This is a genomic window from Paenibacillus sp. SRL342, from assembly GCF_984798905.1.
Genome location: NZ_OZ481790.1, coordinates 973,238 through 991,928, shown reverse-complemented (window position 1 = coordinate 991,928; position 18,691 = coordinate 973,238). Strand labels below are relative to the sequence as shown.

The following is an 18,691-nucleotide window of genomic DNA, read 5'->3' as shown; positions in this document are numbered from 1 at the left end:
AATGAAAAAGGAGAATTGGCACGCATGCCTACTCTCCCTCAACAATCATTTCACTTTTTTACCTTTACCATGCAATATTTTCAGTTGACCATTCTCATAACCCAACTGATACTCGACCCGATATTGCGATAGTATATATTCCCCATCTTTGCGTTCATTTGCTGTAATCATTGCCTTCACTTCCATCTCGTCATCGCCTTTATTAACTGAGGATACCTCACTGATGGTCACCTCACTTGTATTCAGATATCCTTCTCTGAACTTGGCATATGTTGTAGCACTCTGCCACTCGCTTCCGAGCAGTGCATAAGCGGTGACATAATCACTCAGATTAAGACTTGCATAAAAGTCCGTTACAATTCCTTCTGCTTGCAATGTCTTAGTGGCTGAACCCAAGTGAGTATCTCCAGCCGTCCGCACCGACGTTGTGCCAGAAGGATTTTTGGACCATGCCTGAACCTGCTTGAGCACACTAGTCATAGGAATACTGAATCCTATTCCCCCCTCCTGTTCCACGACCGCCGAATTAATGCCGATCACTTCACCAGTCTCCGCACTAATGAGTGGTCCACCACTGTTGCCATGGGTTATTGGTGCCGAGATCTGATAGAGGTTACTATAGATGTAAGGCGCTATTTCAAAGCTACGCCCCAACCCACTGATGATTCCGGTTGTTACGGTGTTCTCTAGCCCAAGTGGACTACCCAATGCCAGAATCTCGTCTCCGGTCTCAGCTTTGGATTTGGCGATGATTAACGGCTTAACTTTTTTCAAATCAGGAACCCTGACCACAGCTACGTCTGTTTCATCCCCAATACCAATAACCGTCCCCTTATATTCCTCATGGTTCAAGGTCCGAATAGTTACTTCATTCGCCCCCTCCACCACATGTGCATTGGTCACGACATCTCCCTGATCATTGTAGAGAAAACCGGAGCCCAGTCCGCTGTTACTCTCGATCGTTACGACTTTCTTCTGACTTTCTTCTATAATCTGTTTGCGTGTCTTCTTCACAGGTTGCTTGGAGGCTGTCGTCGCTACCGCATTTTCCGTTTCCTTCGCGGCAACAACTGCCAGTCTGGGCCCGTCCTGCAACTGATCTGCTGAATGCTGGTGTATCCAGAACACGCCTCCTGCTCCAGCACCAATGATAATAGCACTGGATATGATCATACTCCATGTTCGTTTGGTCATTCCAACCTGTCCTCCTATTCGAGATACCACGTTGCATTCACAACAGAGATTTCCGCTTCCTCGTACACACCATAATAATAGGTTTCAAAAAAACCTTCTTCCCCCACATCCAGCCAGCTTGGATACACATCTGCATAAGTTTGGCCCAGATATATACCGTCTATATTATAAATATCAATCAACACTGTAATGGAAGAGATCGGACGAGTTGCATTATTGATCAATGAACCGCTAATATAAAGATCCCCGTACATATCAAGCGTCGCATCAACGTTCACGACACTTACTGCCGCCGTTCGATTCATCAGATCTTCTTCTGCAGCCTGTTGCTCCGCCAGTTGAATCCGATCCGCTTCCGCTTTTTCAAATGCCTTTTTTTCACTGAGCACCCGTTCACGATACGAAGTCAGTTTTTCATTTTCCGGCGCATAGGACAATCCCTGGTCGACCGTTTGTAACGCAATTGTGAAATTCTTTTGCTTTACTTGCTGTTCCGCCTCTTTATAACTTATGCTTGCGAGCTTGTCGACAATTTGCTTCTTTACTGTCTCAGCTTCCTTGCCTTTCAAGTCTGATACGGTGTCCAACTTCTCGGCTAGTGCCTCAATTGTTGTCAAACTGTCGATTTCCTTTTTCACCTTCAATACGGCCAGTGTTACCTTTCTGTTGTTGAATGCGGCACGCACTTTGGCAAAAACAGGTTCTTCCCGCTCCATCAACGCTTTGGCTACAGCCTGAATGGTCTTGTCTCCTGCGGACAGCTTTCCTGTCTTCAGACTTGTGGACGCCTCATCCAACTGATTCATCAAGTTGAACGCCTTCACCGTAATTTGCCGATCCTGTATAAGTGCATCATAGTTCGGTCGTTTCGTTAGAGCGCTGTCCAGCAGTTGGAGAGCCTCTTTATATTTTCCCTCTAGTGCAGCCTGTTCAGCCTGTTGGTGCAGTGATTTTACCTCTGCATTTATACCTGTTTCCTGCTTGTAATAATACGTTAGCAAACCTCCTACAACTACTGCCAGAAGTATGGGAATAATCCAGCTAAATGCAAGGCCTTGACCCGTATTTCCCTGTTTGGAAGCTGGTTGCTGCTGACGGGACAACGAATCAATTGCTTTTTGCGTTCCTTTATCCAAGTCAATGGCTGTTTCTGCCCAGATCTGTTCCTCTGTAGAGCTTGTTTCTTTCAATTTGGTTCTACACTTTCTGCACGTGTTATCCGCCGGACTGTTTTTGGTCCCACATACATGACAATACACCCTGATCCCTCCACTTAAGAACATATGTATACTTCGCTTTCCCGGGGTTCGCCTATCGCATCAATTGCTAAAAAACACCAACATGAATCGATAATTATCATATAGCAAAAAGGAATATTACACCATATGTTCTGTAGATATCATGTTTAAACGAGTCATACTGGATGCAAAAAAACCTTCCTATTAATCTAGGAAGGCTCTAGTTATTTTCATTTTATTACTCCGAAGGAAAAGCGCTGAGATCCATATAGGAAACTTCCCACAGATGATCATCCAGATCCTGAAAACTCCATCCATACATGAATCCGTGATCTTGTGGTTCGTTGGATGGCTTCGCTCCTGCATCGAGGGCAGCTTGTACAATCGCATCCACCTGCTCACGGCTATCTACAGACAGGGCAACGATGACTTCGGTTGTATCGGCGGCATTGGAGATTTTTTTCGAAATGAAGGATTGGAAACGTTCCTCCACAAGAAGCATGGCATAAATATTATCCCCGATAATCATACAAGTAGCAGACTCGTCCGTAAAATTGGCGTCAAACTCAAATCCCACCTTGGTAAAAAACTCAACGGATTTCTTCAAATCTTGAACAGGTAAATTGACAAAAATCTGCTTAGCACGAATAGCCACCCTGGATCACCTCGAACTCATAGAATAGATTCCACCTCAAAATAACACCTCGCGTATACGCTGTCAATTGAATATAATTAATGATATTCCAACTTGTGAGGTGACATGGATGTTGCTCCGAATGGTTCGAAGTAATTAGTCGTCGGGCTGGGTCAAAACGCGTACCAGCTATCAAGGGATACGTCTGTCCAATTTGATCCTATTCGCCCATGCACCCATCATTCCTGATTTCGGAAAGGTAGACACTGACTTCGAGCGATTCCAGCAGTTGGTGAAAGAACATCACGACGAAAAGGGCATTCGTACCAACTCGGCACGCTATATGATTACTGCAAGGAAATAATGGCGAACCTTATCCTAAACCTATTGGAGGAAACACAATGTCAAATCAAGTTGAAATCTCTTATCGTTTCAATGCTCCACGTGAACTTGTGTTTAAGGCATTTACCGAATCAGAACATCTGCAGAACTGGTGGGGCCCAAAAGGTTGGACATTTACTGTTGCTAAATCAGATTTTCGTTCTGGCGGTGTCTTTCATTACAACCAGAAACCTGATGATGGCGACACCATGTGGGTTAAATTTGTGTACAGTGAGATTATTTCATCAGAGAAAATCGTGTACACCAGTTTCTTTTCTGATGAGAAAGGTGACACAGTCCGTGCGCCCTTTGACGAAAGCTGGCCTATGAAAACCCTGAATACTGTGCTGTTCAGCGAGTACGAAGGTGTAACAACCATTAAAATGATTGTTGCACCTGTATCTCCAACTGAGGAAGAAAATCAAACTTTTGAGGCTTCAAAAGAGATGGTACACACCGGATTTACTGGAACATTCCATCAATTAACCGAATACCTATCAAAGATATAAACCGTTTGATATAGCCTCAGACAAAAAAACACCGTCACCGGTGTTTTTTTGTTATTTACAACTTCACTTTGTTTCTTCGCACACTTTATTCGTCTGCAAAGTTTACTTTATCCGCAATCTCCAACTTTTCCAAAAAAGGCTTCAATTTATCCACGACATAGTGGCTTCCACCTCGGCCGTTCACCTCTTCAATTACAGCGGATAACAGGAAGGTCGGAGAGTCGGTATCAAACACTACGAAAAATCCATTTTCCTGCCCCTTCTCTCCCTTCTTTGCTTTCAGTTCCGCTGTTCCCGTCTTGCCCGCGAGTCCTCCAGGTATTGAATTCAAGGTATGGGCGGTGCCTCCCTGCCGGGAAACAACTTCTCCCAAAGCATCCTTAACCGTATTTGCGGCTTCCGGAGTAATGATTACCTCAGGGTCAGTGCTTTCTTTTCCCTCGATCAGAACAGGTTTCACTAGTTTCCCTTCATTAATAAAAGGTGTAAATGACGACGCCAGATGAATCGGGGACATCAACATCTCCCCTTGCCCGTAGGACGTATCAGCGAGTAACACCTCAGACGACAGATCCAGATGTGCTTCATTGGCATATTGGCTTGGCTTCAAATACAGTTCATCCAGTCCAAAGTTATCGCCAAAACCAAACTTCTGGATCCCATCAATAAACTTGGCGCTGCCCATCTCAATCGCTTCCATGGCAAAGTAAATATTGTCCGAGTATACTAGTGCATCGACCATATTAACTGGGGATAAACTCTTCACACGCTTGACATAATAACCGCCCCAGCTATCGTCTTTACGCCATTGCAAGCCAGAGATATCATGGGTTTTGTCCGCTGTGGTCACCTTCTCCATCAGTCCTGCTGCGGCTGTAATGGCTTTGAAGGTTGATCCTGGTGCGTATCGGGTAGTGACTCTGTTGATAAAAGGAAGCTTCTCATTCGCCGAATAAGCATCCCACTCTGCCTGAGTAAGTCCTGTAACCATCTTGTTTGGGTTATAGGAAGGCGCACTGACCAACGCTAACAGGTTGCCGTCCGTCGGATTCATCAGAACCATCGCACCGGCGTCTCCTCCGCTGGATAATGTCTGATACAATTTCTTTTGCTGCTTGGAGCTAATCGTCAGCTGAACATTCTGTCCATCTACAGCATCCTTGCGAATAAGCTCGGAGCGGGAGTTACCGGATTCATCCGTGATTTCAATCAGACCTCCACGCTCACCGCGCAGCTGCTTCTCCATGGACTGCTCCAAACCTGCTTTCCCGATCCAATCCTCGGCGCGATAATACCCTTCCGTATCCTTATCCAGATCTTCCTTGGTGGCTTTGCGCACGTAACCAATCAGGTGCGCAGCCGCCTCGCCGAGTGGATAATAGCGGATTTCCTTGCTTTGCATCGTAACCCCGCTTAAAGATTCTGGTACGTCAAACTCCTCCGTTGAACCAATCGGGACAAAATACTCCGGCTTCACCCATGTCTGCGCAAGCGCCTTATGAATGGCATCTTCCGAAACCTGATAATGGTTCGCAATTCGGGCAATCATCTGGTCCGGGTTATCACCAAGTTTCTCAGGTACAATTCCCCATTCATTCATCGTGCCCTTGGTAGCGAGCGGCAAACCATCACGATCCACAATGTCTCCACGATCCGGGAACAGTGTCCTCACTCGTACCTTACTGCCCTTAACCATGTCATTCAGGATCAGCGAAGGCTGCCAGTTAATTTGCCAGTTTTTCCCTCCGTCCTCAAGCTCTTGTCGGACCAGTTTCAATGTATGCGTCTCACTGACTTCACCCAAAAAAGTTGTCAGTTGCAGGTTGTAATCCACCTCATACGTATCCGGGTTTTGTTTCTCTGTATCGGTCTTACTGCCATCGGAAGCAGTTTCGGCAACATCCACAGGTTTAACCTCCGCCTTGACGGTGGATACTTCCATACCCGAATAGATCGCATTGTATTTCTCAACAAATTGTTCCTTGTTCATGCCCGACTCTTGCAGCGAAGCAGGTGTCATCAAGGTGTACAACTGGTCAAATTCTTTTTTTTGCAGATGCTCTATGTACTGATTCACGGTAGTCTGGGGTTTGGCCTCTGCTTCTTTGTTGTTCTGCATGTATAGATACATTCCGATTCCACCTGCAAACAAGATGGGCAGCAGTCCGTACATTAATTTACGTTTGGATTTCATGGTTACATCACCTCTAATATACACTATAGATTTCCAGAGCCATTTAAACAATGAAACAAATCTGACGAATTTATCATTAAAAATAGCCGAAAGCTCACATAATATGTTTAAATAAGGAGAGTGAGATTACATACTAAAGCTTTTTTGCTATGCAAAAGGCTGAAAAGGAGCCCGATGATGGAAATCAGCTATTTTTTACTCCCCAAAGCCGAAGTGGCCTATATCAAGTCTACCGCTTCCATGAAAGATGCTATTGAGCAATTGGAATCGCAACACTACACCGCCATTCCCGTGATTGACCAGGATGGAAAATATGTTGCTACCCTGTCCGAAGGCGATTTGTTATGGAAAATGCGAAATACACCCGGATTGACTTTTGATACGATGGATCAGGTTCAGGTCCATGAGATTAACAATCGGGTATATAATGAATGTGTATTCATTGAGGCTGAAATGGAGGATATGCTGACACTTGCAGCAGACCAAAATTTTGTGCCCGTGGTGGATGTCGATCGTGTCTTCCTCGGTATTATCCGTCGTAAGGATATTATTGAATACTATACGCGTAACATTTCGGATTAGATGAAGCCAAACATCCCGTAATAATCGAAAGGGTACTCCAGTGGTGATATTTTGGCCAAACCGGGGTACCCTTTTTGTACATGGTATGGTCGGAATCACTCTACTTGCGCTTAGCCCGCTCTTCAATGTAATAACTCAACACGTCCCTCGGGCTTCCCTGAAATGCACGCTCTCTGCCGAACTCATACGCCTGATGCAAATACGAATACGCCTCGTTATGCTGTTCAAGTCTCATGCAGATCATGCCGAGATCGATCAACGGACTCGTATTTCTATCCGAACTCCGCGTACTTAACGATATCTCAGCCCACGGCTTCGCCAGTTCATACTGCTTCAGATCGATATGTGCATTCGCATGGCAGGATGCGATCCAGCTTGCAATCTCCCATTCCATCTTCGGCTCGGGCAACATGTCCCATGCCTGATCATAATAGATAAGTGCTTGTTCATGCTGCTGCGTCTCATCCAGTACATTACCGGCTTCTACCGTTTCTACAATTTGTCGCTCCAGTTCGGCATGTTCCGGTGTTAGATCTTTCATTGCACCGTCTCCTCCTCCAGGACGAAATACCACTCCAGAAAAGCATTGAAATCAGCCCACTGCGGCTCACTCTCGCCATTAAGAAACCGTTCGATCGATTCGCCCAGTTCCACCAGCACCACTTCTCCAGTCTGACGGTTGTAGAAAAATCCACCCTCACCTTCAAAACTGTCCAGTGGAATATACGCCTCGGGAAGTCCCAGTGTAAGCTGTGCTACATTCATGTCTTCCATATATACGGTGTTCTCCATAAACCAGCAGATCTGATACAACTCCTGATGCCTGCTGTAAAAAGTCGGACCATCCTCTGCATGTAAATAAAATTGTGCGAACTCCGACTGAAAGTCGATCTCCAGCTTTTGCAATGCTTCTTCGTATGCTGCTGGAACATCTTCATGCCACCAGCCTTGCTCCTGGCAATGTTCAATCACTTTATTGGATAACATCGTAGGCCTCCTAATTCAATTTTGCTCATAATACATGTTCAAAAAGAGCGGTTTTCAGTACCAAGAAGATGGGATGACGGTAGAAATGGAGTAGCGGAGCGTAGGGAAACTACGTGAGCAACGGACAGTTCGGCTGAATGCCATATTCGATGCTGATGATGCCTCCAGGCATCCTTCGTAATCAAAAGCGGACTTTTTGAACAACTACAGGTATCCAGACTTGGGGAGGTGTGCCGTGACCTCTATACACTTCAAGTTCCGGAATCCCTGCATGCTTATATGTAGTGGAAGGAAACCACTCTGCCATAATATGGTGCCACAACCGTTGTATCGCCTCTGGCTTTAATTCATCCGCTTCAAATACAACCCAATGGGACGCGGGAAGTTCGATGGACACCAAACCTTCACAGATTCTCACCATCCACACAAGATAATGTTCGTTTGATTCCCACAAAGGTAAGGGACTGTTGTTCGATCACCTTATCATTCACATTCATTAGATGGACTCCTCTCCGAGAGCGAGATGGGGCACGGTTCTCCATGACCCATTCATGAAAGAATTGCTCCATACACGATATATACCTCCGAATGTCCTACAGATACTGTATCAAAAGAGTAAGTAGATTGGAAATAGTGCCAGTACTCCTGCAAATAAAAAAAGCCCGCAGTGATTGCGAACCTCATTTCCACAAAAAAAAGGAATTACTCATAGCTTCACTCAAGAAAACACTTCTCGGCCGTGGAATATACGATATGTGGCAAGTACAGTTGAAACCGTAATGAAAGCCATCACAACTATATATAAGGTTAAATAAGACATATTCAGTCCGAATAAGGAATAGTTTGTTGGTGTTTGATAAATCCCTGTTACCCGTATCATGGTACTTATCGAAAATTTTTCGACCCATTTTAATGACCCGGAATTCAAATTTAATACGTCAAAGCCAAGTATGGCAGACCTACTATCACAGTATTCGTAATTATAGCTATAAAGGATGTAGAACTGAGGACCGATACCAGTAAAACAATAGATGCAAAGACCAAGCTACCTGCTATATGAGTAAACAATTGAACTAAATAATATTGAAAAGCAGTAAAAGTATACGGTGAGAACTCATAATCAAAGCTGTAAACATACATGCCCACGCTCTGTATGGAAGTATCCGCCCCAGCCAGATTACCAAACCTTAACCAATATAAAACCAAGTTTACCCCAGTAAATAAAATGGCACACATTACAACGTACAATATGGAAGCAATGCATTTTGCTGATACAAGCTTGCTTTTGCCTCTTTTGCTGCTACGCAGTAATGATGCTGTACCTAGTACATATTCTTCGGTAAATACCGGAGCCAACCCTAGCAGAATCATAATCATCATAAAAACTACACCGAATTGATCAATGTATTCCAGTAGGTAACCCCAAGGTTTATTATAATAAATTTCGGATACATTCACTGTTCGCTCCATGATGTTGCCATGATCATCATATCGTGTACTGTTCTTAATCGTCTCTGGAGAAAAAAACACAATATCGTACAATGCACCATATTGGTATCTACCTTTGGTACTATCCCAAATGGAATCATATTGATTATGTGCGACTTTTACCTTCTCAGTTGTAATAGCACCTTCATAAGGTTTGTAAAAGGCGGAACCATCCATTATCCCAGGATGCCTCCAAAATGAGTATACGACTAGAAAAACAATTAAAATAGACAATGCTATGCCAATACTTTTACGCGTTAAAATTTTATAAAACTCGAATTGAGTTAAACGAATCAAGACTTCGTCTCCTCTCCAAAATAGTGCATATATACATCTTCAAGCCGAGGTGATTCTCGTACGGCTTGCGGGACAGGCTGTTCTTTGGCCAGTATTCTGGCTACGATTTCATCAGACTCATAAGACAAACCACTTACTTTGAAATGAGAGGTAAGATCAGCAAGTTGTTGCGGATTTAATTTCGCTTTCCATACGTTATTTTTCATCCGGTTCATAATCTCTTCCGGAGTATTATGGGCGATGAGTTGCCCTTCATTCAACAAAATCATCTCCTTACATGAAAACTCCAAATCAGAAATGATATGCGTAGATAACATTACAATACGATCTCTTCCCAGCTCGCCGATAATGTTACGAAATCGAATGCGCTCTTTGGGGTCCAATCCAGCTGTAGGTTCGTCAAGAATCAAAATTTGTGGATCATTCAACAAAGCTTGGGCAATTCCCAATCGCTGCTTCATTCCTTCGGAGAATGTGTGGATTTTATGTTGTGCTTGATTTTCAAGGCCCACCGTCACTAGCGTTTCCTGCACACGTGCTGAAGCTTGACTAATACCGATCCCTTTCAAAGAGCACATATACATGAGAAATTTATAAGCACTGAATCGGTTATAAAATCCAAATCGCTGGGGCATGTAGCCCAACAAACTTCGATAACGGTCTCCCATGTTTTGGATAGACTGCCCGTTCAACAAAATTTGTCCAGACGTGGGCTTGGAAATGTCTACAATCATGCGAAGCAATGTTGTCTTCCCTGCTCCATTCGGCCCAAGGAGACCGTAAACACCACCACTGGATAGTTCTAGTGAGACTTCTTTTACAGCCAACTTGTTCCTGTATTTCTTGGATACGTTATCCATGGTCAGTATCAAAGGAGTAACCTCTTTCTGTCTGTGATGTATATTTCCTTGCCATCTCATAGATCTGACTGATTAATAGTAAAACTCCGCATAGAGCCATCGCTATAAGTACTGTGGGCTGGATCGATTGAAGTAGAGTCTTCAATTCGGGATTACTTAGTACAAGCCAAACCAGCGCGAACCATACAATTAAAAAGATACTGACGGCTGTCCCACCTCTGACACGCATCGCAAGCCATAGACTTGTACCTGCTGCTATCATAAGCTGTGTATACGAGAGGCCGATAGCACTCCATGATATGGAAACATCTTTTTCGCTTGATATAAGTAAATTAAGCAAAACAACAAACGCCATATTCCCAATAAGTACTACGATTAGACGGGTAAGCATCAGTTGCTGTGCCGTAATTTTGCAGGTCAGTTCGATTTCCATTAACCCTTGATCTCGACCTTTAAAAACTTCTAGCAAACCAAGTACAAATGGAACAGGGACTATAAAGAGCACACTCATGTACGGGTCTGTCGTACTGTGGGTACCTAGCCAATAGCCGAACAACAAGAGCATTGAGCAGACTAACCAGTAAGATTTGTGGAAGACAGCAACCTCACCATAAACTAACTGGAACAATTCCTTAACTGAATTCCCAGATGATTTTTGTTTCAGATGAGCATTCATGTGATCTGGCATATATGTATCCAGTATTCTAATTGTCTTGTCAATCTCCATCTCGGATGGAAATTCGACCGGATACTCATCCAGATATGAAGCAATTTCGTTGTACTCTTCTATTTCCAACTCTGCTACAGGGTTCGATTCATCTCCGTTTCCTCTGCTTTTCATCACGTTCACCTCCCACAATAATCTCCTTTAATTTCGTTATCCCCAATCGAATGCGTGACTTTACGGTCGATTCGTTGGTTCCCGTAAGTTCAGCAACTTCCCTGATCTTCAATCCATTGTAATAGTTTAGAATGACGGCATCTCGCTGGTGATCAGGCAAACTTAATACAGCCCGCCTGACTTGCTCATTCTGAAATCGCTTATGAAAAATATTCCAAACATTCTGTTGTTCACTGGCAGGGAACGCATCCTCAGTTAATTCACTCTCTCTTTGTTGCTGCTTGAACTCCCGCCCACGATAATAATCTCTACAATGGTTCACTGCAATCTTCAGTAGCCAGTGACTGAATTGTCCTGTGTTCTGATACTTGTCCAAGGAATTCATCATTTTTACAAATACCTCTTGTGTTAGATCATAAGCAGTATGGTACTCTCCGGTTTTCCGGTAAACATAAGCAAATATCGACTTATAATGCCGTTTCACCAGTACTTCCATGGCAGCACGGCTACCTTCGCGAATCTCTTGAATAAGCTCTTCATCACTCAACGCTCCCTCACCCCCTCTACAAATAATTAACGAAATTTGGATAGTAAAAGATCAAAAGCATAGAAGTTTATTTTTCTGAATATAACAAAATCTCAAAAAATTAATACATTGACTCTGGTGCAACTTTATTCTTACTTGTTCGTCTAACTACTGACCAACAACTAAGGAGATGACTATGCGAATAACTTGCAGCCCTGGTTTCCCAGGAAGCATGATTGGATCGATTGATCTACAGCCATCGAAGTATTACAGCACACCATCCATGAACAGCAAGATCACAGATCATGTTGACCCCGAACTCATTACCATTCCCTATGTAGAAGATCCGGAATTCGGATCACACTTTGACAACATGAAGGTTATGAACGGAACTTATAAAGATGAAATGCATGTGAGCTATGATGTCGAATTTACGATTGATGTAGATAAAAAAGGTTATATTACGCAATTTGAGCATACGTTCCAGCTGGAACGTTATCTGGATCTGGTTCGCACAAAGTCCTATAAAGTGATCAAGACAAACTGGCGCGGACAAACATTTCACGTGATGACGTACAGTTACCTGGAGGAAGTCATTCATCCGAAAAATGTTCTTTTTAAATGTAACAATGCCGAGGATGTCTTCGTCGTGGCTGAACTTATGCCCCATCGTGTTGGTGGCATTGTGGTACAGCCCAATAATCTTTATCTGCATTTCCGTGCATTAATCTCGGCACGAGATGATCTGTACCCATTAGATTATATGTGTGAGCCTGATTTCGACCTGAGTCTCGACTAAAGAGTAGATACATATGTAGAAAGAGCATAAGCTGTCCCGTATCAGTGGGGCTCGCCTGTGCTCTTTTTTTTCCACAAATGAACCACCAGTTCTACTCATTCAGACACCCTCCTTCGCACGCTCGGCCTTATGCTCTCATGCCTGGCTCTAAGCAAAACCAGCTGTAATGTCGATGAATATACCATAATGCTGAACATGCATATGTTCTTCGTACGTTCAGATATGAGAGGGGTTGGAAACATGGTTTACCGGAAAAATAAAATGCTTTCACTGTTCACCCTGCCCTTGGCAGGGCTGCTGTTTCTGTTATGGGGTGCTCAAGCGGCACATGCGGAACAGGTCGAGAGTTTGTTACCTGAGCGAAGTCAGCAGGAGATTGTCCAAAAGTGGAATCAGTGGATGAATAGCAATGATACATCTCCCCTGTATACAAAGACACCTTCGACAAGTGCTCCCTACTCTGCTGGTGTGGTAAGTGACGCCTATCTGGAACAAGGGCTGAATGCAGCCAACTTTTATCGTTTTATCACGGGGCTACAGGGCGATCTTGTCCTTGATCCGGCATTGAATCGTCAAGCCCAGCATGGGGCTGTTGTGGTCTCCACGGGTGGATACCTGTCCCATTATCCAGAGCAGCCAGGAGATATGCCAAAGGATTTCTTTGACACCGGTTCAAAGTCTGCCAGCAGCTCCAATCTGTACGTTACCAGCAGTGCAAAGAATAACGTCCTGACAAAAAGCATTCAGGCCTATATGAATGATTCGGATGCCTCCAATATTGATCGATTGGGTCACAGGCGCTGGATTTTGAGTCCACAACTGCAACGAATCGGATTTGGACTCGCCACTCGTAGTGAAGCAAGCAAGACATATGATCAGTACTATAGTGCCATGCAGGTATTTGATAAAAGCAGAACTGGGGGAACTTCGTTCAACTACAGCCTGTTCCCGAATCAGGGAGCTTTTCCAATCGAAGCTTTTGGCAGTACACAGGCCTGGTCTGTTCAACTGAATACAGATGTATTTGCGAAACCATCACTATCTGAGGTACAGATCGAGATGACTCGGACTTCCGATCAACGTACATGGACCTTTAATGCAAAGAATCAGAACAGTGGCTTTCCAACCGGTTATTACAACGTGGACCCTGCGGATAAACAATGGTTTAATCAAGCCTATTTCAATGTAGAGACAGGTGGATATGGATATGGTTACGCCATCATATTCCGTCCCGACGATGTGCAATTGTTAAAGAACGGCGATACGTTCAACATTCGAATTACAGGTCTGCAAAAGAAAAACGGTACAGCAGCGGAAATCTCATACTCCACACGTTTCTTCCATGTGGACGGTGTTCAAGATACAACGCTTACCCGCATAACGCCAGGACAACCAAACCTGAAAGTCCGAGCAGGAGAACAGATTGATCTGCCTTCAATCACTGCCGTGAATGATAACGGAACATCCTATGTTCCACAGTCTAAAGTTTCCTTCACCACGACGTCAGATCGCATTGTCATCAAGGATGGAAAAATCATTGGACTTCAGGCTGGTAAAGCCGAAATTCGGATTCGTTTTGAAGGGAAAGAGGCGGTTGTCTCTGTTACGGTAACGGGAATTCCCCAATTAACTGATGTCCGTACACATTGGGCGAAAGATGCCATTCAATGGGCCGTTCAACAGGAGATGGTCAGTGGATACGAGGATGGAACGTTTAAACCCAACAATCAGGTGAGTGAAGCCGAATTCCTCTCTATGTTGTTCAAGCTGTATGCGAATTCCCATGTCATTCAGAGCATAGATGCTGCAGAGGGACAAGCTATTAAAGGAAACATCTGGAGTGATCGTTACTACACCTATGCTTCCGCGTTGAATCTGAAACTGGATGCCAGCAAACAGAATCCGAAGTTGCGCAATCATGCCTTGAACCGAACAGAAGTAGCCATAATCGTGGCGGGGCTTGGCGGTAAAAATTATACCCAGGATGACGATGCCATCCGGTATCTGCTGAACATGGGATACTCTTCAGGCAAAACCGCAGCTACGGTGCAAGGTTATGCGGGACAAGAATCCTTGACCCGGGCAGAGGCCGTTGTTTTTCTCCAGAACCTGAAGGAAAAAGGCTTCGAACTATGGAGCAGGCCGACGAATGCCACTGAAGCTACCGAGAATGAAAAGAACGGCGGACTACCGGATCAGACCATGAAAGCAGTATACTCCGCCGATCACACACTGATCCTTCAAGGTACGTTCCCGGCGTATGCCAACCAGACGATGCCGATCAAAATCCATGGTCCTTCGCCTGCTGTAGAGCACATCCAGACGCAACAGGTTACAACAGATGCCTATGGCAATTTCAAATTAACGGTAAGTAACCTTGATGCGAAGGAACTTAACCTCTATGTGGACGTGCGCGAAGATTATTCCTACTGGATCAGTGTAGAAGCGGGGCGTACTGCGATAAGTGATTATACCGAGTAACATGTAAAAAACCAGCTTAGGAATTCTACATTGAATTCCAAGCTGGTTTGTTTGTTATGAGGACTGATTCTGGTATGAGTCATGACATACGTTCAATATTAAGTGTTCAAAGTATTGGTGGATATAACTTTTTATGTGTAGACTTTAAATTGGATGATTGAATTGCTCTGCCTTTTCTGTCATCTTCCTCTCCAACCTCGCTCTTAGTCCGCTCATCCACTCTGGCTCATGTGACCACTGCTCTGCAACAGATCGAAGCATACGCACATAGCCGTACAAGTTGGCAAAACGGCGACAAGCGGGGAACATACTCTCCAGATCATAACGTTCTCCTGTCTTCGACCAATACCCGTTCAGGAACAATTGTTTCTTCACTTCCCATTGCTCAGGCTCGATTTCCTCACGTAAACTATCCAGACTCTGTTCCACGTCCATCGCGTACCAGTGATACATCGAGTCATCAAAATCAATGGCATAACAAGACTTGCTTCCTTCGTCATAGAAGACATTGTCCGGTTCAAAATCGTAGTGGATGAGTCCGAAATTTTGCTGGGTCATCGGTAAAATCGCAAAATATGTTCGGAGGAACTCCACCTCGTTCAGAGCAGCCCTTTCACCAGGAAAAACCTTCAGGATCTCCTGCATCCAATCCAAAACATCCGTATAGGTCCAGCGTTTCTCCTTTTGCTCAGGCATGAATGTACGTGATAAATGATGCAGCTCACCCAACGCCTGACCATAGCTGTACAGGATGGTGTCATTCAAATCAATACTTCCTAACTGCGATCCGGGTACTCGTTTGAATACGGAAGCATAGTACGTTCCCCATGGGGTGTGAGCCTCTACAAGTTCTGTCCCTGAATGAGAAGGTACAGCCTCCATGGCTCCATACTGATTCGTTCGAAGATAACGGAGGAACTCCAATTCCGCGCTAAGGTTGATTAGATTTTTCTCCTCTACCGGAGCAAATCGAAGTAATCTCACTTCCCCCTGATCTCTGAACGGATACACGGCATTGGAGGATATACGATAATACTGAAACATATCCAGCGACTCAGGATCATAGTTCCAATTCTTTAAAATCATCTCGGCAAGATCATTATTTTGAAATAAATATTTTAAATTTAACATGGGCATTTCTCCTTTTTGGTCGTTTCATGTGCATTGCTTGTAGGCAACGAATGCCTATTTTTGCGCGCAAAAAGCCGCAGGCTATGCCTGCGGCTTTTAAAAATTCTGAGTGTATGAGAAATTTGCACAAGCAAATAAACCTCGCATACGCCAGAAAAATTGAGCAGTTATATCCCTATATATCGGCAAATCTCAGATCGGACTGGGGAACTGGATGTGTCCCACACTGTATCTGAATGGTCTGCCGGAATTATTCAGTTCATGCTTACCTTCATTGTAGTAATAGAACATACCATCTTAGACCGTCGTTTCATGACGCTCACTCCCTTCAAAAAACCAGTTGTTACCATAATAGCCGATAAGCCAAATGTAAGCAATTACAAAATGACGATAATCCCATCATTTTTTACTGGACAACCCTCACCCGTTCCACCGTCTCGGTGTTGTCCTTATACCACACCATCACGATGTTTTCTTTTTGAAGATCAGACACTTGAATGGACGAATTCGCACGTGGGCTGGAATTGCCAGAACTCGGCGTTCCCATGCCTTCAGTGATAGTAACATCATCAGTTATATTCAATCTCATCTCCATTCCGGTATCCTTCCACTCCATGCTTGGAGATGAGGTATCCTGCACCTCAAGTAACGCCAGCGTAACTGTGTTTCCATTCACGGAGATGACTCTTCCATTAATGTCGGCATTCATCATCCCCTGCGTCATGCCCGGACTGCCTGTTCGATCATTCATGCCCGCGGTGCCTCTTCCACCTCTCGGTGTTCCACCATTCGGCATACCGCCACCGTTCATGCCTTGCACAGAACTGGTCTTAGTAATATTCTGGGCAGTTATCACATCACAGCCCGTAAGCATAACCGAACATCCCAGCAGTAGGAGTAGCGTAACCGATGTAAAATATTTATTTTTTCGCATATGATCACCTTTTTCTCAGGGAATATCTCTCCAAGGTACCTTTACGATGGAATATGAAGTCATACGTATCTTTGAAACCCATATAGGACAGCACAACCAACAACGGATATACAGGGTAGATGTATCTGGACTTAATCTCCCACAGAATATAAAATCCGATGAATCCGAGAATGACCAGGACTAAGGAGGCCTCATCATACCGTTTACGACGAATTCCACCGACCAACCGGATGAAAATAAAACAGTACATCAAGAAATTCATCACATATACAATCCAGAGCAAACCTGTCCGATAAACCGAATCCCCTTGCAACAGTTCTGTTATCGCATTGGTGTAACTGTAGGAGCCCGCGATTCCGCTTCCCCTTCCTCTTCCGGCACCCATGGAACTTTCATTGCCAATTCCGTATCGGTCCATCTGGTACGTCCCTTCGGTCCAGGTCCATACGATCTTTTTGTAATACATCTGCACCAAGTCACTTACACTTGCTTCGGACAGTTTATTGCCAATCTCTTGTTTGAATAATGTTGTGCTCTTAGCCTTACTGTAGTTGGCCTGTCTCTGATAGATCTGATAACTCTCCATATTGTCCCAGAAGCCAAAACGCTCCAGATTAATCCCCATATTCAGCCACATATAGATCGGTGCAGCATTCTCTCCGACAGGTTCGCTCACAGCACCGGAGGATTGAAGAACCGCATTCTGAGTCCAGGTTGGTACATTAAACAACATAGCTAGCACACCGATGGAAATGACAACTTTCTTCGCTCCAATACTCCGCATATTCAGCAGAATATATATGATGGCAGCGATTAGCACGATCAGGCCAATGCTTCGGAAGTAATTGCCCAACGCGAGAAAAACGGCGGCAATCACAATTGTTTTCCAAGACTTTTCACGTACAAAACGAATAACAAAGTATAAACAAGATGTCAGAAAAACTGTGGCAATCACATCGTTATAGATCAGGTTGTTCAGGAATAGGGACGGCAGGTACGTTGCTGCAAAGATCAACACACCGTAATCACGTTCCGTGGATCTGTCGTTCACTTGTTTGTAGATAAGATAAATCATGAACGTTGTTAACGTTGAAAACAAAATATTAAATAGTTTGATGACCAGATAGTTGTCTGGAAACAGGTACAGCAACGTCTTCAAGTACAAAACAATCGAGTAGTTAAACGGGAACATGTGCAGATAACCACCCGTTTCAAACGAAGAGTAGTCTTGGTCATACAGCATGTTCATAGCAAGTGAAAGAACGGTCTGTGAATCATCGGTGGGCACTCTCGGAAATACAAAAATGATGATGACCTGAATGACCAGAGAACATAACAGCACAATCGGAATGACAACCTTCGGGCTGTATTTGTTCAGTTTCAGACATAGAGCATATAACCCGACACCTGAACCAAGAAGCAAAAGAATGACCGGGAGAAAAATACTCCACTGCTGCATGCCCAAAATGGGATTGTCCCCATACAAGGCGTAATTGTACTGTGCCCGAACCAACAAGGACGAAGAAATAAACACCGCAACAAACACGAGCAAAATGAGATAAAACGACTTATGCAGCACCTTAGACATGCAAAAACTCCTTTTCGAATACAGGAT

General features: G+C 44.2%; 18 protein-coding genes. 4 read left to right on the top strand and 14 right to left on the bottom strand.

The genetic code is table 11. The features are described 5' to 3' along the window. Positions 1 to 45: 45 nt before the first annotated feature. From AC4E8D_RS04515 to AC4E8D_RS04505, 3 genes are all read right to left on the bottom strand, one after another. The gene (locus tag AC4E8D_RS04515; RefSeq protein ID WP_221818789.1) at positions 46 to 1,194 is read right to left on the bottom strand and encodes a S1C family serine protease; all 1,149 of its coding nucleotides are present in this window, start codon (positions 1,192 to 1,194) and stop codon (positions 46 to 48) included. 14 nt (positions 1,195 to 1,208) lie between these two features. Next, on the bottom strand, positions 1,209 to 2,384 hold the full coding sequence (locus AC4E8D_RS04510) for an FxLYD domain-containing protein (protein WP_221818788.1): 1,176 nt from the start codon (positions 2,382 to 2,384) through the stop codon (positions 1,209 to 1,211). Positions 2,385 to 2,670: 286 nt separating this feature from the next. Further along, positions 2,671 to 3,087, bottom strand: a complete 417-nt coding sequence (locus tag AC4E8D_RS04505; protein ID WP_221818787.1) for a VOC family protein — start codon at positions 3,085 to 3,087, stop codon at positions 2,671 to 2,673. A 380-nt stretch (positions 3,088 to 3,467) separates the two neighbouring features. Between AC4E8D_RS04505 and AC4E8D_RS04500 the strand changes: the two genes are divergently transcribed. Then, entirely contained in the window at positions 3,468 to 3,956 is a 489-nt protein-coding gene (locus tag AC4E8D_RS04500; RefSeq protein WP_221818786.1) for an SRPBCC domain-containing protein, read from the top strand. A gap of 85 nt (positions 3,957 to 4,041) precedes the next feature. On the opposite strand, the gene pbp4 is transcribed toward AC4E8D_RS04500, so the two are convergent. After that, on the bottom strand, positions 4,042 to 6,150 hold the full coding sequence (pbp4, locus tag AC4E8D_RS04495; RefSeq protein ID WP_221818785.1) for a penicillin-binding protein PBP4(5): 2,109 nt from the start codon (positions 6,148 to 6,150) through the stop codon (positions 4,042 to 4,044). A gap of 177 nt (positions 6,151 to 6,327) precedes the next feature. On the opposite strand from pbp4, the gene AC4E8D_RS04490 reads away from it, so the two are divergent. After that, on the top strand, positions 6,328 to 6,732 hold the full coding sequence (locus AC4E8D_RS04490; protein ID WP_047840578.1) for a CBS domain-containing protein: 405 nt from the start codon (positions 6,328 to 6,330) through the stop codon (positions 6,730 to 6,732). A gap of 100 nt (positions 6,733 to 6,832) precedes the next feature. On the opposite strand, the gene AC4E8D_RS04485 is transcribed toward AC4E8D_RS04490, so the two are convergent. The 7 genes from AC4E8D_RS04485 to AC4E8D_RS04455 form a co-directional block, all read right to left on the bottom strand. Next, on the bottom strand, positions 6,833 to 7,273 hold the full coding sequence (locus AC4E8D_RS04485) for a hypothetical protein (protein ID WP_221818784.1): 441 nt from the start codon (positions 7,271 to 7,273) through the stop codon (positions 6,833 to 6,835). Next, positions 7,270 to 7,719, bottom strand: coding sequence for a hypothetical protein (locus tag AC4E8D_RS04480; RefSeq protein ID WP_221818783.1), 450 nt, complete (start codon positions 7,717 to 7,719; stop codon positions 7,270 to 7,272). Before AC4E8D_RS04480 ends, AC4E8D_RS04485 begins: the two co-directional genes overlap by 4 nt. A gap of 181 nt (positions 7,720 to 7,900) precedes the next feature. Then, positions 7,901 to 8,116 (bottom strand): GyrI-like domain-containing protein, encoded by a 216-nt coding sequence (locus AC4E8D_RS04475; RefSeq protein ID WP_313771402.1) that lies wholly within the window; start codon positions 8,114 to 8,116, stop codon positions 7,901 to 7,903. A 533-nt stretch (positions 8,117 to 8,649) separates the two neighbouring features. Beyond that, the gene (locus AC4E8D_RS04470) at positions 8,650 to 9,504 is read right to left on the bottom strand and encodes a hypothetical protein (RefSeq protein WP_221818782.1); all 855 of its coding nucleotides are present in this window, start codon (positions 9,502 to 9,504) and stop codon (positions 8,650 to 8,652) included. Then, positions 9,501 to 10,376, bottom strand: coding sequence for an ABC transporter ATP-binding protein (locus tag AC4E8D_RS04465; protein WP_221818781.1), 876 nt, complete (start codon positions 10,374 to 10,376; stop codon positions 9,501 to 9,503). The genes AC4E8D_RS04470 and AC4E8D_RS04465 overlap by 4 nt, the downstream gene beginning before the upstream one ends. Further along, on the bottom strand, positions 10,357 to 11,205 hold the full coding sequence (locus AC4E8D_RS04460; RefSeq protein ID WP_221818780.1) for a hypothetical protein: 849 nt from the start codon (positions 11,203 to 11,205) through the stop codon (positions 10,357 to 10,359). Before AC4E8D_RS04460 ends, AC4E8D_RS04465 begins: the two co-directional genes overlap by 20 nt. Next, on the bottom strand, positions 11,180 to 11,752 hold the full coding sequence (locus AC4E8D_RS04455; RefSeq protein WP_260632551.1) for an RNA polymerase sigma factor: 573 nt from the start codon (positions 11,750 to 11,752) through the stop codon (positions 11,180 to 11,182). Before AC4E8D_RS04455 ends, AC4E8D_RS04460 begins: the two co-directional genes overlap by 26 nt. Before the next feature lie 175 nt (positions 11,753 to 11,927). Between AC4E8D_RS04455 and AC4E8D_RS04450 the strand changes: the two genes are divergently transcribed. Beyond that, on the top strand, positions 11,928 to 12,530 hold the full coding sequence (locus AC4E8D_RS04450) for a hypothetical protein (RefSeq protein WP_490205885.1): 603 nt from the start codon (positions 11,928 to 11,930) through the stop codon (positions 12,528 to 12,530). Between the two features lie 240 nt (positions 12,531 to 12,770). Continuing rightward, entirely contained in the window at positions 12,771 to 15,011 is a 2,241-nt protein-coding gene (locus tag AC4E8D_RS04445; protein WP_490205884.1) for an S-layer homology domain-containing protein, read from the top strand. A 144-nt stretch (positions 15,012 to 15,155) separates the two neighbouring features. On the opposite strand, the gene AC4E8D_RS04440 is transcribed toward AC4E8D_RS04445, so the two are convergent. The 3 genes from AC4E8D_RS04440 to AC4E8D_RS04430 all read right to left on the bottom strand — a co-directional run bounded on the left by AC4E8D_RS04440 (position 15,156) and on the right by AC4E8D_RS04430 (position 18,664). Beyond that, complete coding sequence (locus tag AC4E8D_RS04440) at positions 15,156 to 16,142, bottom strand: phosphotransferase enzyme family protein (RefSeq protein ID WP_339182034.1); 987 nt, start codon at positions 16,140 to 16,142, stop codon at positions 15,156 to 15,158. A gap of 406 nt (positions 16,143 to 16,548) precedes the next feature. Further along, positions 16,549 to 17,076: a hypothetical protein gene (locus AC4E8D_RS04435; RefSeq protein ID WP_339306880.1), complete on the bottom strand. Its 528-nt coding sequence runs from the start codon at positions 17,074 to 17,076 to the stop codon at positions 16,549 to 16,551. Between the two features lie 4 nt (positions 17,077 to 17,080). Further along, on the bottom strand, positions 17,081 to 18,664 hold the full coding sequence (locus tag AC4E8D_RS04430; RefSeq protein WP_490205883.1) for a glycosyltransferase family 39 protein: 1,584 nt from the start codon (positions 18,662 to 18,664) through the stop codon (positions 17,081 to 17,083). Between the last annotated feature and the right edge of the window lie 27 nt (positions 18,665 to 18,691).